Source organism: Streptomyces brasiliensis (assembly GCF_014647875.1).
In the GTDB taxonomy this organism is placed as follows: domain Bacteria; phylum Actinomycetota; class Actinomycetes; order Streptomycetales; family Streptomycetaceae; genus Streptomyces; species Streptomyces brasiliensis.
Genome location: NZ_BMQA01000047.1, coordinates 35,321 through 51,288 on the forward strand (window position 1 = coordinate 35,321; position 15,968 = coordinate 51,288).

13 protein-coding genes are annotated in these 15,968 nt (G+C 71.7%); 9 read left to right on the forward strand and 4 right to left on the reverse strand.

Annotated elements, in window-relative coordinates; genetic code table 11:
• The first annotated feature begins 157 nt into the window (after positions 1–157).
• A complete protein-coding gene (locus IEZ19_RS38155; protein WP_189315975.1) occupies positions 158–1,687 on the forward strand; it encodes an NCS1 family nucleobase:cation symporter-1 in 1,530 nt (509 codons plus the stop codon).
• 28 nt (positions 1,688–1,715) lie between these two features.
• Here IEZ19_RS38155 and IEZ19_RS38160 read toward each other — a convergent pair whose 3' ends face one another.
• The 3 genes from IEZ19_RS38160 to IEZ19_RS38170 form a co-directional block, all read right to left on the reverse strand.
• Positions 1,716–2,384, reverse strand: a complete 669-nt coding sequence (locus IEZ19_RS38160; RefSeq protein WP_189315976.1) for a hypothetical protein — start codon at positions 2,382–2,384, stop codon at positions 1,716–1,718.
• Between the two features lie 167 nt (positions 2,385–2,551).
• Positions 2,552–3,382, reverse strand: a complete 831-nt coding sequence (locus IEZ19_RS38165) for a class I SAM-dependent methyltransferase (protein WP_189315977.1) — start codon at positions 3,380–3,382, stop codon at positions 2,552–2,554.
• A complete protein-coding gene (locus IEZ19_RS38170) occupies positions 3,379–4,380 on the reverse strand; it encodes a carboxymuconolactone decarboxylase family protein (protein WP_189315978.1) in 1,002 nt (333 codons plus the stop codon). Before IEZ19_RS38170 ends, IEZ19_RS38165 begins: the two co-directional genes overlap by 4 nt.
• A 167-nt stretch (positions 4,381–4,547) precedes the next feature.
• On the opposite strand from IEZ19_RS38170, the gene IEZ19_RS38175 reads away from it, so the two are divergent.
• The 7 genes from IEZ19_RS38175 to IEZ19_RS38205 all read left to right on the forward strand — a co-directional run bounded on the left by IEZ19_RS38175 (position 4,548) and on the right by IEZ19_RS38205 (position 12,838).
• Positions 4,548–5,651 (forward strand): sensor histidine kinase, encoded by a 1,104-nt coding sequence (locus IEZ19_RS38175; RefSeq protein ID WP_189315979.1) that lies wholly within the window; start codon positions 4,548–4,550, stop codon positions 5,649–5,651.
• The gene (locus tag IEZ19_RS38180) at positions 5,648–6,319 is read left to right on the forward strand and encodes a response regulator (protein WP_189315980.1); all 672 of its coding nucleotides are present in this window, start codon (positions 5,648–5,650) and stop codon (positions 6,317–6,319) included. Before IEZ19_RS38175 ends, IEZ19_RS38180 begins: the two co-directional genes overlap by 4 nt.
• Before the next feature lie 53 nt (positions 6,320–6,372).
• The gene (locus IEZ19_RS38185) at positions 6,373–8,184 is read left to right on the forward strand and encodes a gamma-glutamyltransferase family protein (protein WP_189315981.1); all 1,812 of its coding nucleotides are present in this window, start codon (positions 6,373–6,375) and stop codon (positions 8,182–8,184) included.
• Positions 8,185–8,271: 87 nt separating this feature from the next.
• Complete coding sequence (locus IEZ19_RS38190; protein ID WP_189315982.1) at positions 8,272–9,123, forward strand: inositol monophosphatase family protein; 852 nt, start codon at positions 8,272–8,274, stop codon at positions 9,121–9,123.
• Between the two features lie 242 nt (positions 9,124–9,365).
• On the forward strand, positions 9,366–10,775 hold the full coding sequence (locus tag IEZ19_RS38195) for a phytoene desaturase family protein (RefSeq protein WP_189315983.1): 1,410 nt from the start codon (positions 9,366–9,368) through the stop codon (positions 10,773–10,775).
• On the forward strand, positions 10,772–11,281 hold the full coding sequence (locus tag IEZ19_RS38200) for an O-acetyl-ADP-ribose deacetylase (protein ID WP_189315984.1): 510 nt from the start codon (positions 10,772–10,774) through the stop codon (positions 11,279–11,281). The genes IEZ19_RS38195 and IEZ19_RS38200 overlap by 4 nt, the downstream gene beginning before the upstream one ends.
• Before the next feature lie 543 nt (positions 11,282–11,824).
• Positions 11,825–12,838, forward strand: a complete 1,014-nt coding sequence (locus tag IEZ19_RS38205; protein ID WP_189315985.1) for a LacI family DNA-binding transcriptional regulator — start codon at positions 11,825–11,827, stop codon at positions 12,836–12,838.
• Between the two features lie 106 nt (positions 12,839–12,944).
• Here IEZ19_RS38205 and yicI read toward each other — a convergent pair whose 3' ends face one another.
• A complete protein-coding gene (yicI, locus tag IEZ19_RS38210; RefSeq protein ID WP_189315986.1) occupies positions 12,945–15,215 on the reverse strand; it encodes an alpha-xylosidase in 2,271 nt (756 codons plus the stop codon).
• Between the two features lie 282 nt (positions 15,216–15,497).
• On the opposite strand from yicI, the gene IEZ19_RS38215 reads away from it, so the two are divergent.
• A partial coding sequence (locus IEZ19_RS38215; protein WP_189315987.1) for a TIM barrel protein occupies positions 15,498–15,968 on the forward strand: 471 nt, incomplete at its 3' end.

Below are 15,968 nucleotides of genomic sequence, written 5' to 3' on the forward strand. Positions count from 1 at the left end.
GATCATTCCGTCAACGGTCGACCCCCTCGTGAACTCCCCCTTCCCGCCGCCCCGGGGAGGGGGCCCAGGTCGCTCCCACGGTCCGCCCAGGGGCGCACCCCTCATTCGGCGCCGCCCGCACGGCAACTCCCGTCCGTCCCAGTCGATTGGCCCGCCCATGACCGACACCGCTCCCACGGCCATACCGCCGACCTCCCAAGTCACCCTCGCCGACGGCCGGGTGGAGATCGCCCCGGGCTCACCGCAGCCCAGTGGCCCGTACGCCAACCAGGACCTGCTGCCGGTCCCCGTCGAGAAGCGCACCTGGACCACGTACAACTTCTCCGCGCTGTGGGTCGGCATGGCCCACAACACGGCCACCTGGACGCTGGCCTCCGGGCTCATCGCGGTAGGCATGGACTGGAAACAGGCCGTGTTCACCATCGCCCTGGCCAACCTGATCGTGCTCGTCCCGATGCTGCTCACCGGCCACGCGGGGCCGAAGTACGGCATCCCCTTCCCGGTCTTCGCCCGAGCCTCCTTCGGCGTCCGCGGCGCCAACCTCCCCGCCGTCGTCCGGGCGTTGGTGGCGTGCGGCTGGTTCGGCATCCAGACCTGGATCGGCGGCGAGGCGATCTACTTCCTCGCCGGGAAGCTGATCGGCGACGACTGGGCGAACGCGTCGAAGATCGGCGGCTACGCCTGGACGATGTGGCTGTCCTTCGCGATCTTCTGGGCGATCCAGATCGCCATCATCTACCGGGGCATGGAGACCATCCGCCGCTTCGAGAACTGGGCGGCGCCCTTCGTCCTCGTCGGCGCCTTCGTGATGCTGTGGTGGATGAGCAGCAAGGCCGGCGGCGTCGGCCCGCTGTTCGACCAGCCGTCCAAGCTGGGCTGGGGCGGCGACTTCTGGAAGCTGTTCTGGCCTTCCCTCATGGGCATGATCGGCTTCTGGTCGACGCTGTCGCTGAACATCCCCGACTTCACCCGGTACGGAAAGAGCCAGAAGGCGCAGACGTGGGGCCAGGCGCTCGGTCTGCCGACCACCATGACCCTGTTCGCGTTCCTGTCCGTGCTGGTGACGTCCGGTTCGCAGGCGGTGTACGGCGAGCCGGTCTGGGACCCGGTCCAGCTGGCCGCCAAGACCGACAACGTGGCGGGCCTGCTGTACGCGCTGGTGACCGTCCTGGTGGCGACCCTGTCCGTGAACATCGCCGCGAACCTGGTCTCGCCCGCGTTCGACTTCTCCAACGTCGCGCCCCGGAAGGTCAGTTTCCGCGCCGGTGCCCTGATCACCGCCGTCCTCGCGGTGCTGATCTTCCCGTGGAAGCTGTACTCCGACCCGCAGGGCTACATCTTCACCTGGCTCGGCCTGGTCGGCGGACTGCTCGGCACGGTCGCCGGCATCCTCATCGCCGACTACTGGCTGCTGCGCCGCACCCGCCTCGACCTCACCGACCTGTACCGCAGCGGCGGACGCTACTGGTACGAGGGCGGCTGGAACTGGCGGGCGGTCGTGGCCTTCCTCGTCGGCGGTGTGCTGGCGATCGGCGGCGCGAGCTTCAAGCCGCTGTTCGACGGCACCCCGATCCCGGCGCTGTCCTCGCTGGCGGACTACGGCTGGGCGGTGGGCCTCGGCACCTCGCTGGTGCTGTACCTGGCCCTGATGCTGCTGACCGGCAAGAAGCCGGCGGCCACCGCGTGACTGAGGGTCAACCCCGCTGGAAGGGCGGTCAGTTCGACTGATCGCCCGCCAGCACGGCCACCGCGCTCTTCGCGGCCCTGATGGCGCCCTTGTTGATCTCGTCGGCGCCTGGCGCCTTCTTCGTCTCGAAGTCGCTGCCGTTGTAGGTGACGATCACCAGGGCGTTGGACGCCCGGACGATCACCACGCCCTCACGCGTGTCCTGCTTGTCCTCGGAGGTCAGGTTCACCACCGAATACCCGGCGTCGCCGACGCCCGGAACATCCCCTCCGCCGCTCTTGGCCTTGACGCGCTCCTTGTACTCCTTCTGTGCGGCCTGGTCCGACTCCGTGATCTCGTACGACACGTCGAGCCAGCGGTAGTCGTACCCCTTGAGCGCGTTCCAGGAGCAGGTGCGGCGCAGCTTCGTGTCCGTCGACGGGATCTCCTTGCCCGCCGTCTTGGCGCCCGGTACAAGGGATTTGACGGTCGTCGTACTCACACCCGCGCACGGTGAGGGCGCGTCGGAGTACGTCTTGGACACGGCCGTCGACGACGGCGCCGAGGACGACTGGCTGGCCGTCTTCGGCTCCGGCTGGTGTCCGCCGACGGGAGCCGCGGAGAACGGGCCGGTGGTCAGCGCCCAGCCGGCCGCGGCGAGCACGGCGACCGGCGAGAGACGCGCGGTGAGGGCGAGCGGCAGAGGAAGGGGAGACACGGCGCACTTCTCGTGGGGGAGGGTGTGCGGAGGTGGTCCGCACCGCGGACGGGACGCCAGTGTCACACGAGTAACTGTGGGGGCGGAAGTGCCAACTCGCTCCGTACCCGCGCCGTGACGGTGAAGTGCCCCCGCCGTCCCGTGCATCGCGGGACGAACCGTACGCTTCAGGGGCGTACGGCCGACACGAGCCAGACCCCGGCCCGCATGCGGACACCGTTCGGCCGCGTGTAGGGGCGCAGGGCGTCCTCCAGTTCCGCGCGCTTCTGCGGACCCACCACGGTGTCCGGAGAGCGCGAGAGCAGGAAGTCGACCGCGTCGCGGGCATCGCGGCCCCACTCGGTCTCGATGGTGACCGGCGTCACGGTCACGTCGTCGTATCCGTCCAGGACCTCACGGATGCGGTCCGGGTCGGACAGTGACGCCATCGCCGTCGTCGCGACGACCGTGTCCGAATCGCCCGACTCGTCGGGTCCGTTCACGAGTTGGGAGAAGAGATACAGGGCCCGCGACTCCTCCCACTGCGGCCCCGACGGCTGCGGGCAGATGAACGTGAGCCGCCCGCCCGGCCGCAGTGCGCGCCACAGATTGCGGAACGCCTCCGCGTGATCCGCGAAGAACATCACCCCGCCCCGGCTGATCACGTTGTCGTACCCGGCGTCCGGGAACGGATGCAGCTGTGCTTCGGCCAGTTCGTAGGCTGCGTTCGCGATGCCTTCGGCGACGGTGCTTTCGCGGGCACGCTCGAGGAGCGGCGCGGAGATGTCCACGCCGACCACGTGGCCGTCCTTGGCGAGCCGGGCCGCGCTGCGCGTGGTGGCGCCGGCGCCGCAGCCGACGTCCAGCACACGGTCGCCGGCCGCGATGTCGGCCGCGCCGAACAGGGCTTCGTCGACGCCCGAGATCAGCCGGTCGTAGCGCGCGGTGTGGGCGGCCCAGTGCAGGCCGACGGAGCCGTTCCAGGCCTGCGCCTGACGGGGGTTGGCGATCGCGGTCACTTGGCCTCCAGGGTGCTGCGCAGGGTCAGGGAACTCTCGATGCGGTCCACTGCGGCGAACGCGCCGTACGCCACCAGGTGCACCAGGCAGTGGTCTTGGTGCTCGGGCCGACGCCAGGCCGTCACGTCCTCGTCCGTGATCCGGTACGGCGCCAGAGCCGCCAGCAGGGCGAGCCGGGCGCCGGGACGCGTGGCGCGGTCCGGGAGGCAGCTTCCGGTCAGGGACGGATGGGAGCCGTCCCAGGTGCGCAGGGTCGCGCGGACCAGGGCCTGGTCGTCGGCGTCGAGGAGGGCCGCGCCCGCCAGGGCCGCCGTGCGCAGTGCCGCGTAGGCCGGCCCGACGTCCGTGCCGGTCGCCCAGTCGGGGCCCGGGGCGCGCTCGTCGAGCAGTGTGAGGGCCGCGCCGGGTGCGGCGGTGCGGCGGACGGTCCGGGCGAGCGCGCGGCCCGCGATGCTGCGCACCGGACGCAGGCGCTGGGCGCCCGCGGGCAGCAGGTTCTCGGTCAGCAGGGCAGACACGATCCGGTTGATGAAGTGGAAGGCCAGGGCCGTTCCGAGGTACGCGGGCGCGTGTTCGCGCGGGAACGGGAACGGCTCCAGTTCGGTGCCCGGCACGCGCGTGCGCTGTCCCCAGTCCAGCACACGCGCGTGCTCCGTGTTCTCGGGCCGCTCCCCGCGGGCCAGCCGCTCGGCGAGGGCGTGGTCGCCCGTGGCGTGCAGCAGCATGGTGTGGGCGTCCACGCAGAACGGGCATCGGTTGGCGAGCGACACCCCGAGGGCGGCCAGCTCCTTGCCGGTGCGGCTGCCGGGCCCGGCGATCAGCGACTCGCGCAACAACGCCCAGCCGGCGACGAGGAGTTCGGGTGCCGAGGACAGGACCACGAAGGTGGGCGGGCGCTCCAGGCCGAAGTCACGGCGCAGCTGCTCGTACACCTCGGCGACACGGCCGGTGGCCGCCCCGGGCGACGGTGGGTCGGTGAATCGGAAGATCGAAGACATGGACAGCAGCGTGCGCCGCCGGGGCGGCCCGGGTCGTCGTACGGCCGGACCCAGTCCCCGGTGCGCCGGCCGGGCCCGTCGACGCCGGGGACTACTTCACGGGGAGTAGTCCCCGATCCGTCCACAGGGCTGACGCCGGTGACGGTGCGGCCGTCTAGGGTGCGGACATGGAGGTGAACCCGGGCATGCGCAGGCGTCTCGTCGACGCGGCCCTCGCGGCCGTCGTCGGTGCCCTCGTCATGGTCCCGGCCGCCTTCGACCCCGGCACGACGGTCTTCGACCACGCCCTGATCGTCCTCGCCTGCGCCGCCCTCGCCTTCTACCGCGCGGCCCCGCGCGCGGTGCTGGCAGCGACCACGGCGACCGGCACGGCGTATGTGCTGCACGCCCACCCCGGACCCCTGTCCGCGCTCCCTGTCCTGGGCGCCGTCCACACGGCCGCGCGCTCGGGCCACCGCGCTCTCGCGGCCGCGGCTAGCGCCCTGTTCCTGGCGGGATACGTCGCCACCGACCCGTCGGCCCGCGAGGTGGCCGAACGGGCCGCGCTGCTCGCCGGCTGGTTCCTGTGCGCCGTCGTGACGGGCCTGGCCGACCGCAACTGGCAGGCCTATCTGCGCCAGACCGAACAGCGCGCCCTGGAGGCCGAGCGCACCCGCGAGGAGGCCGCCCTGCGCCGGGCCGGCGAGGAACGCCTGCGCATCGCACGGGAGTTGCACGACTCGCTCACCCACAGTATCTCCATCGTCAAGCTCCAGGCGGGCGTCGCCGTGCACCTGGCCCGCAAACGCGGCGAGGAGGTGCCGCCCGCGCTGCTCGCCATCCAGGAGGCGAGCGGCGAGGCGATGCGGGAGCTGCGCGCCACCCTGGAGGTGCTGCGCACGGACGAGCCCACCGGCACACCGGCGCAGCTCGTGGACCGGGCCCGCGCGGCCGGCCTCGCCGTCGAACTGACCGCGACCGGCGACGCGTGCGCCGCGCCCACCGCCGTCGAGCGGACCGTCTACCGCATCGTCCAGGAGGCCCTCACCAACGCCGCCCGGCACGCGGGCCCGGCCAGGATTCGCGTCGGACTCGACTACGGTGAACGGGAGTTGACGGTCCGTGTGGACGACGACGGCACCGCCGACCCGGCCCGCCCACCGGCCCACGGCACCGGCCTGACCGGCATGCGCGAGCGCGTCACCGCCCTGGGCGGCACCCTGCACGCAGCCCCGCGCGCGGAGGGCGGCTTCTCGGTGCACGCGCGGCTGCCGCTGGAGGAGACGGGATGATCCGCGTGGCGCTCGTCGACGACCAGGCGCTGATGCGCGCCGGGTTCCGCGCCCTCCTGGACGCCGAGGACGGCATCGAGGTGGTGGGCGAGGCCGCCGACGGCGCCCAGGGCCTCGACCTGGTCCGCCGGGAGGTTCCCGACATCGCTCTCGTCGACGTACAGATGCCGGTGATGTCGGGCATCGAGGCGACCCGGCACATCGCCGCCGACCCCGCCCTGTCCGGCGTCCGCGTCGTCATCCTCACCAACTACGGTCTCGACGCCTATGTCTTCGAGGCCCTGCGCGCGGGCGCGAGCGGTTTCCTGCTCAAGGACACCGAACCGGCCGACCTCCTCCAGGCCATCGAGGTGGTGGCCCGCGGCGAGGCCCTGCTCTCCCCGTCGGTCACCCGCACCCTGATCGGCGAGTTCGCCTCCTTGCCCCCGGACCGTGCCACACCGCCCGCCCTGGACCACCTCACCCGCCGCGAACGCGAGGTCACCGCCCTCGCCGCCCGCGGCCTGACCAACGAGGAGATCGCCGCCCACATGGTCATCAGCCCCTTCACGGTCAAGACCCACATCAGCCGCGCGATGACCAAACTGGGCGCCCGCGACCGGGCCCAGCTGGTGGTGTTCGCCTACGAGTCGGGACTGGTCGCACCCCGAGGGGGCACACGGGGCTGAGCACGGCTGCGTACGATCACCTGACCGGCAGCCGCGCAGTGAGGAGTCGCCCCGTGTTCACCACCCGGCCCACTCTCCAGGGCACCTTCGGCATGGTGTCGTCCACCCACTGGCTCGCCTCGCAGTCCGCGATGGCCGTCCTCGAGGACGGCGGCAACGCCTATGACGCCGCCGTCGCGGGCGCGTTCGTGCTGCACGTCGTCGAGCCGCACCTCAACGGACCCGCGGGCGAGGTGCCCATCCTGCTCGCCCCGGCGGGCGGCGAGGCGCGCGTGCTGTGCGGGCAGGGCGTGGCCCCGGCGGGCGCGACGGTCGCGCACTACAGGGCGCTCGGTCTGAACCTCGTTCCCGGCACGGGACCACTGGCCGCCGCCGTACCGGGCGCCTTCGACGCCTGGATGCTGCTCCTGCGCGACCACGGCACGAAGTCCCTCGACGACGTCCTCACGTACGCCATCGGCTACGCCGAGCACGGGCACGCGCCCGTGGAGAACGTCGGCGCCACCGTCGAGAGTGTCCGCGAGCTGTTCGAGACCGAGTGGACCTCGTCGGCGGAGCTGTATCTGCCCGGTGGACAGGCACCCCGGCCCGGCCGGCTGCTGCGCAACCCCGCCCTCGCCGCCACCTGGAAGCGGCTGCTCGCCGAGACCGCGGGCGCCGGCGACCGGGAGGCGCGCATCGAGGCCGCACGCGAGGTGTGGCGCTCCGGCTTCGTCGCCGAGGCGCTGGTACGGCAGTCCGGACGGCCCACCATGGACACCAGCGGCGAGCGGCACACCGGCACGCTCACGGCGGCCGACCTGGCGGGCTGGTCGGCGACCTACGAGACCCCCGCGACGTACGACTGGAACGGCTGGACCGTGTGCAAGGCCGGCCCCTGGAGCCAGGGCCCGGCCTTCCTCCAGCAACTCGCCCTGCTCCCAACCGAGTTGCCCGCCTACGGCTCCGCCGAGTACGTGCACCTGCTGATCGAGGGCTGCAAGCTCGCCATGGCCGACCGCGAGGCCTGGTACGGGGACGCGGCCGAGGTGCCGCTCGCCGACCTCCTCTCGGACGCCTACAACGCCGAGCGGCGGGTCCTCGTCGACGACAAGGCCTCGTACGACCTGCGTCCCGGCAGCCCCGCCGGCCGCACCCCGCGGCTGCCCGTGCACGCGCGCGTGACGGCCCCGCTCGACACGGGTTTCGACCCGATGGGGGCGGGCGAACCGACCGTCGCGAAGTACTCGCACGACCCCGAGGTCGCCGCCGACGGCAGCACGCGCGGGGACACCTGCCATCTCGACGTCGTCGACCGGTGGGGCAACATGATCGCTGCCACGCCCAGCGGCGGCTGGCTCCAGTCCAACCCCGTGGTGCGCGAACTCGGCTTCCCGCTGGGCACGCGGCTCCAGATGACCTGGCTGGAGGAGGGGCTGCCCAACTCCCTCACCCCCGGGCGCCGTCCGCGCACCACCCTCACCCCGTCGATCGCGCTGCGCAACGGGGTGCCGGTGCTGGCGTTCGGCACGCCCGGAGGTGACCAGCAGGACCAGTGGCAGCTGCACTTCTTCCTCGCCGTCGCCCTGCGCGGCCCGGTCCGGGGCGGACTCGACCTCCAGGGCGCGATCGACGCCCCGAACTGGCACAACGACAGCTTCCCCAGCTCCTTCTACCCGCGCGGCAGGCGCCCCGGCAGCGTCACCGTGGAATCCCGCACGGACCCGGGGACAGTCGAGGAGTTGCGGCGGCGCGGCCACGACGTGACGGTCGCCGACGGCTGGTCCGAGGGCCGGCTCTGCGCGGTGGCCCGCGATCCGGAGTCCGGCATCCTGTCGGCGGCGGCCAATCCGCGCGGGATGCAGGGGTACGCAGTCGGCCGCTGAGCGACGGCACCGCCTGTTCGTCCGGATTCCATCCGTCGTACACCGAACGGGTGGGGATTGTCAGTGCAGCGTGTTCTCATGGGGGGCATGATCGAAGCAACAACGGAAACCATCGAAGAGTTTCTCGCGCACCACTCGGCCCTCGTCGAAGATGCCGTCCGCAAGGCGGCCGCGGCCGAGATCCTGCCCCGCTTCCGCCGGCTCGCCGACCACGAGATCGACCAGAAGAGCGGACCGCACGACCTGGTGACCGACGCCGACCGCCTCGCCGAGCGGTATCTCACCGAGGTGCTCGGCGCCCTCCTGCCGGGCTCCGTGGTCGTCGGGGAGGAGGCGGTCCACGCCGATCCGGCGACGTACGACGCGATCCAGGGCGACGCCCCGGTCTGGATCGTCGATCCGGTCGACGGCACACGGCAGTTCGTGCACGGCGACCCGGGCTTCTGCACGCTCGTCGCGCTCGCCCACCACGGCGTCGTCCTCGCCTCCTGGACGTACGCGGCGGCGCGCGGCCAACTCGCCACGGCCGTACGGGGCCGGGGCGCGTACCTCGACGGCGTACGGCTCCTCGCGGGCGCGCCCGAGCCCGGTCGCGAGCTGCGTATAGCCACGTCCCACCCGGACTACACGACGGACGAGCAGAAGCGCGCCCTGCTCGGCCTGTGGACCGACGGCACCGCGCCGCGCGCGTGCGGCTCGGCCGGGCTGGAGTATCTCGCCGTCGCGCGCGGTGAGTTGGACGCGACCGCCTTCTCCTGGGAGGCGGCCTGGGACCATGCGGCGGGCCTGCTCCTCGTCGAGGAGGCGGGCGGCGCCCACCTCACGCTCACGGGCGAACCGTTCCGCATCACGGGCGGCAACACCCTCCCGTTCACGGCGGCCCGCGACACGGCGACGGCGGAACGGGTACGAGAGCTGCTGCGCGGCAGCGCGGGCTGACGGCCACCGGCACCGCACCGGCTGCCGAGCCGTACCTCTGCCGTCGATTCCGCTTCCGCGGGCAGTAGTCCGTGGGCCGTGCAGGGTCGTCGGTCGCCGTGCGTTCCGGTTGTGCAGATCCCGGCTCGCCGGCCGCGCCCGCCGGCAGGCGACCGTCCCCGCGCCGCCTGGGCTGTCGGTGCCCCGGCATATGCTGATCCTCAGTGGCCATCGGTTGACGAAGGGGTCCAAAGGTGCCGTCGATGCTCGATGCGGTCGTGGTGGGAGCGGGGCCGAACGGACTGACGGCTGCCGTGGAGCTGGCCCGCCGCGGCTTCTCCGTCGCCCTCTTCGAGGCCCGTGACACCGTCGGCGGGGGAGCCCGCACCGAAGAGCTCACCCTGCCCGGCTTCCGTCACGACCCCTGCTCCGCGGCCCACCCCCTCGGCATCAACTCGCCCGCGTTCCGCGCGATGCCCCTGGAGCGCTACGGCCTGGAGTGGGTGCACCCCCGCCTCCCCATGGCCCACCCGTTCCCGGACGGCACGGCCGCCGTGCTGGCGCGGTCCGTGGCCGAGACGGCCGCCTCGCTCGGCCCGCGCGACGCGGGGACGTACCGCCGACTGGTCGAGCCGTTCCTGCCCCGCTGGGACACCCTGGCGCACGACTTCATGTCCCTGCCGCTCACCACGCTCCCGCGCGACCCGGTCACCCTCGCCCGCTTCGGCCTGACCGGACTGCCGCCCGCCACCCTGCTGCTGCGCCGCTTCCGCGACGAGCGCGCCCGGACCCTGTTCGCCGGACTCGTCGCCCACGTCATGGCTCCGCTCGGGGGCTTCGCCACCGGCGCCGTCGGCCTGGTCTTCGCGCTGGCGGCGCACGCGCGCGGCTGGCCCGTGGCGCGCGGCGGCTCCCAGTCGATCTCGGACGCCCTCGCCGCCTACCTGACGGACCTCGGTGGCGCGATCCACACCGACTACGAGGTCAAGCGGCTCGACGACCTGCCGCCCGCCCGCGCGTACGTCTTCGACACCTCGCCCACCGCCCTGGCGCGCATTGCGGGCTTCGGCAACTACTACGAGAACTATCGCTACGGTCCCGGCGTGTTCAAGATCGACTACGCCCTCGACGGCCCCGTGCCCTGGACCGCGCCCGAGGCGCGCACCGCCGGCACCGTGCAGATCGGCGCGGACAGCGCGGAGATCGGCGCCGCCCTGCGTGCGGCCTCGCGTGAGGGCCGTACCCCACAACCACCCTTCCTCATCACCGTGCAGCCCGGCGTCGCCGACCCCACCCGCGCCCCCGAGGGCAAGCATGTGTTCTGGGCCTACGGCCATGTGCCCAACGGCTGGACCGGTGACCTCACGGACGTCATGGAGCGCCAGCTGGAGCGCTTCGCGCCCGGCTTCCGCGACCGCGTCCTCGCCCGCGCCACGGCGGGCCCGCCCGAGCTCGCGGCCCGCAACGCCAACTACGTCGGCGGCGACATCGGCACCGGCGCGGTCTCGGGCCTGCAGATCCTGCTGCGCCCGAAGCTGTCCCTGTTCCCTTACAACACCCCGCACCCCGCGGTGTTCATCTGCTCGGCGGCCACCCCGCCCGGCCCCGGCGTGCACGGCATGTCGGGCCACAACGCGGCGAAGGCCGTCTGGAGGAGGCTGAGACACCCATGACCACCATCACACTCGTCCAGGGCGACATCACCCGCCAGAGCGCCGATGCGATCGTCAACGCGGCGAACTCCTCCCTCCTCGGCGGCGGAGGCGTGGACGGCGCCATCCACCGGCGCGGCGGCCCCGCGATCCTCGAGGAGTGCCGCAAGCTACGCGCCTCCTCCTACGGCAAGGGCCTGCCCACCGGCCAGGCGGTCGCCACAACGGCCGGCGACCTGGACGCCCGCTGGGTGATCCACACGGTCGGCCCGGTCTGGTCGGCCTCCGACGACCGCTCCGAGCTGCTTGCCTCCTGCTACCGACGGTCACTGGAGATCGCCGACGATCTCGGCGCGCGCACCGTCGCGTTCCCGGCCATCTCCACCGGCATCTACGGCTGGCCGATGGACGACGGCGCCCGCATCGCAGTGGAGACGGTGCGCGGGACGGTCACGGCGGTCGAGGAGGTCAGATTCGTCCTCTTCGACGCGCAGGCCTACGAGGCGTTCGCGGCGCAGGTCGGCTGACCGTCGGCTGGTGTGGAGTGTTTGCCCGGCCCGAGTCCCCGTCTTGCATGCCAGTTGTGGTTCAGCCATGGCTGGTCCTGGCGAGATCACACATGGCAAGTCGGTAACCAGCGCCGTTCCGCTGGGGCGCCGCCTTCGCCCACCGGGGAGTCGGCTCCCCAGGCAGGTCCCTGGCGTCGAGCCAGGGAAGAGCAACTCGGAGGTCCCGTTGTCGGGGGAGGCGCTCGACAACCGCGAGAAACGGGTGAGCGCCAAGACCGACTGGTGCGCCGTCAAGGAGACCACGATGCCCGTGCGGGTCGGCGCGCGCCTCGCACACGTGGTCCGGCAGGCGCCGCCGGACCGGGGGACCGGAGGCCGGGGGCCAGGGACAGACGCACCGCCCCGGCAGGACGGACCTGGCGTTCCGCGGGAGACGGAGCGGTCGAAGCGATTCGACCGCCTGTGGACACCCAACCGTGGCCGGCTCATGTCGACGTATTCTGGCTTGCTATATTCGGCACAAGGCGCTGTTGAAGCGCTTCGCAAGTCTTGGAGAGCTGGATGGTCACCCTCACCGAGGTTGCCCGGCACGCCGGAGTCTCGGCCAGCACGGTGAGCTATGTCCTCAGCGGCAAGCGGTCCATTTCGGCCACCACCCGGCAGCGTGTCGAGCAGAGCATCCGTGAACTCGGCTACCACCCGAACGCCGGCGCCCGCGCACTGGCCAGCAGCAGGTCCAACATCATCGCGCTGGTGATCCCGTTGCGTACCGACATGTACGTGCCGGTCATGATGGAGATCGCCATCGCGGTGGCCACCACGGCCCGCATGCACGGGTACGACATCCTGCTGCTCACCGGTGAGGAGGGGCCCGACGCGGTGCGCCGGGTGGCCGGCAGCGGGCTGGCGGACGCCATGATCCTCATGGATGTCGAACTCGACGACGAGCGGCTCCCGTTGCTGCGTGAAACCGACCAGCCGTCCGTGCTCATCGGCCTGCCTTCCGACACGACGGGGATGACCTGCGTCGACCTCGACTTCACGGCGACCGGGGCGTTGTGCGTGGAGCATCTGGCGAATCTCGGACACCGCGACATCGCCGTCATCGGTGCGGCCCCGGCCGTCTACGAGCGGCACACCGGCTTCGCAGAGCGCACCCTCGACGGACTCCGGTCCCGGGCGCGGGAGCTGGGCGTCCGTGTCCTGCACCGCCCCTGCGAGGGCGGGTACGACGCACTGGCCCTGATCCTTGCCCGCATCTTCGACGAACGCCCCGGCACCACGGGCTTCGTCCTGCAGAACGAGTCCGCGGTGGAGCCCCTGCTCGGCCTGCTGCGCCAGCAGGGCAGGGCCGTGCCCGAGGACGTGTCGGTCGTTGCGATCTGTCCCGACCAGGTCGCCGTCCAGGCATCGGTGCGGCTCACATCGGTCGCCATCCCGGCACAGGAAATGGGCCGGTTCGCCGTGGAGCACCTCATCACCAAGCTCGACGGCCGCGGCAGCGACGAAATCGTGCTGCTTGCCCCGGAGCTGGTGGTTCGCGGGAGTACGGGTCCGGCGCCCGTGACGCCCTGACGTCGCCGCCGACCGCACGTCGGACACCGGGGACGAATGAGGGGCGGGACGCGCACACATGCGTCCCGCCCCTCACCCCCGGTTGGACCGGGGTCGCCGTGCCGGCTCAGGCCAGCGGCACGGTCACCCCGCCGCTCCCGGTGGCGTTCGCGCCGCCCGCGACCCGCACGGTGAACGGCTTGTCGCTGCCCTCCGCGGTGACGCGCAGCGTGTCGCCGTCCCGCAGGACGCGGAAGGTGGCAGCGGTGAGGCCGGCCCGGTCCGGGACGGTCACGGTGCGCTCGTAGCCGCCCTCGGTGGTCGGGTGGACCAGCAGCGTGATGCCGTCCAGCCAGTCGCCGTCGGGGCGCTGGTCGTCGGCGGCCAGCGGCAGGACGGCTCCCTCGCGGACGTACAGCGGAAGGCTGTCGTAGCCGTGGCGCTCGGTGCGCCAGGCCGGGCCGGTGACCGTCTCGCCGGTGAGCAGTTGCGTCCAGGCGCCCTCAGGCAGATAGACCTCGACCTCGCCGTCCTCGGCGAAGACCGGGGCGACCAGCAGGTCGGCGCCGAGCATGTACTGGCGGTCCAGCGGGCGGCAGGCCGGGTCGCCGGGGAACTCAAGCAGCATCGGGCGCATCGAGGGCACACCGGTGCGGTGGGCCTCGACGCCGACGCCGTACAGGTACGGCATCAGACGGTGCTTGAGCAGGGTGAAACGGCGGGCGACGTCGACGGCCTCGTCGCCGAACGCCCACGGCACGCGGTAGGAGGAGGAGCCGTGCAGACGACTGTGCGAGGAGAGCAGGCCGAAGGCCAGCCAGCGCTTGAACACCGAGGCGTCCGGCGTGCCCTCGAAGCCGCCGATGTCGTGACTCCAGAAGCCGAAGCCGCTCAGCGACAGTGACAGCCCGCCGCGCAGCGACTCGGCCATGGCCTCGAAGGAGGACCAGCAGTCACCGCCCCAGTGCACGGGGTACTGCTGGCCGCCCGCAGTTGCGGAGCGGGCGAACAGCACGGCCTCGCCCTGTCCGCGCTCCTTCTCGAGCAGCTCGAAGACGGTCTTGTTGTACAGCTCGGTGTAGTAGTTGTGCATCCGCTCGGGGTCCGAGCCGTCGTGCCAGACGACGTCGGTGGGGATGCGCTCGCCGAAGTCGGTCTTGAAGCAGTCGACGCCCTGGTCCAGCAGCGGCTTGAGCTTCGACTGGAACCAGGCGCAGGCCTCGGGGCTGGTGAAGTCCACCAGACCCATGCCCGCCTGCCACAGGTCCCACTGCCACACGTCGCCGTTGGCCCGGCGCACCAGGTGCCCGAGCTCGGCGGCCTCGTCGAACAGGGGGGACTTCTGCGCGATGTAGGGGTTGATCCAGGCGCTGATCCGCAGGCCCTTGGCCTTCAGCCGGGCCAGCATGCCCTCGGGGTCGGGGAAGACGTCCGGGTCCCACTGGAAGTCGCACCACTGGTACTCGCGCATCCAGAAGCAGTCGAAATGGAACACCGACAGCGGGATGCCGCGCTCGGCCATGCCGTCGACGAACGACATCACCGTCGCCTCGTCGTACGAGGTGGTGAACGAGGTGGTCAGCCACAGCCCGAAGGACCAGGCAGGTGGCAGGGCCGGGCGCCCGGTGAGGCCCGTGTAGCGAGTGAGGACGTCCTTCGGGGTGGGTCCCGCGACGACGTAGAACTCCAGGGTCTGGTCCTCCACGCTGAACTGGACCTGGCCGACGGACTCCGATCCGACCTCGAAGGAGACCTTGCCGGGGTGGTTGACGAAGACGCCGTAGCCGCGCGAGGAGAGGTAGAACGGGATGTTCTTGTACGCCTGCTCGCTGCTGGTGCCGCCGTCCGCCTGCCACATGTCGACGACCTGGCCGTTCTTGACGAACGGGGTGAAGCGTTCGCCGAGGCCGTAGACCTGCTCGCCGACGCCGAGCGCGAGCTTGCCCACCATGTGATGCCCGCCCTGGTCGGTGGTGGCGAAGGCGGCGCCCTTGGCGCCCACCTGGGTCAGCTCGCGGCCGTCGGCGTCGCGGAAGCTCAGCGCGAAGGGGGCGGAGCTGTCCAGACGCACGCTGAGGGGGCCGCTGGTCAACTCAGTGATGCTGCCTTCGGCGCGGACCTCGCCGACACCGCCCTCGACACCGCCGACGGTGAACTCGGGCCCGGTCCGGCGCTTGCCGGAGTGGTGGGTGAGGCGGATGCCGATGACGCCCTCGGCCGGCGAGAAGCAGTCGACCGAGATGAGTGGCGCGTTGAGCGTGGCGCCCCTCCCCGTCACCCGTTGCACTGCGGCATACGTGTTGAAGCGCTTCGATTCAGTGCGGACATCACGCACCTCGGTGGCGTAGGCGATCTGTACGCCATCGCGAATGCGCCAGAAGCCATCGGTGAACTTCATGATCTTCCTCAGGGGGGTGAGCGGAGGCTGTCGGGTGGAGCACAGGCAGCGTCACGACGAGCTTGATCGTACACATAACCAATCCGCTCCAACGGGCTCCGCGCCAGCGGAGACGGCCCTGACCAGGTCCTTTTACATAAACAGAACCACTGTTTCACAGTAAGTAGTGAAGGGGATGTGCCACACAAGCTGGCGTGAGCGCAGCTTCTTGGCGTATTAGTCATCAGGTCAAACAAAACCGTCCGGCGACGTTGCCGGACCGCGCGACAGCAAGGGCCGTACATGTCGAAGCGCTTCAACGCAACCCTTGAGGACAGGTTCACCTTCGGTCTGTGGACTGTCGGCTGGCAGGGAAGGGACCCGTTCGGCGACGCCACCCGTCCGGCCCTCGACCCGGTCGAGACGGTGCACCGCCTGGCGGAACTGGGCGCCTACGGTGTGACGTTCCACGACGACGATCTGATCCCGTTCGGGTCCTCGGACGCCGAGCGGGAATCGCACATCAAGCGCTTCCGCCAGGCCCTGGACGCCACCGGCCTCACCGTGCCGATGGCCACCACCAACCTCTTCACCCACCCGGTCTTCAAGGACGGCGGGTTCACCGCCAACGACCGTGACGTGCGTCGCTACGCGCTGCGCAAGACGATCCGCAACATCGACCTGGCGGCCGAGCTGGGCGCGAAGACCTACGTGGCCTGGGGCGGCCGTGAGGGCGCCGAGTCCGGCGCCGCCAAGGACGTCCGCGTGGCCCTG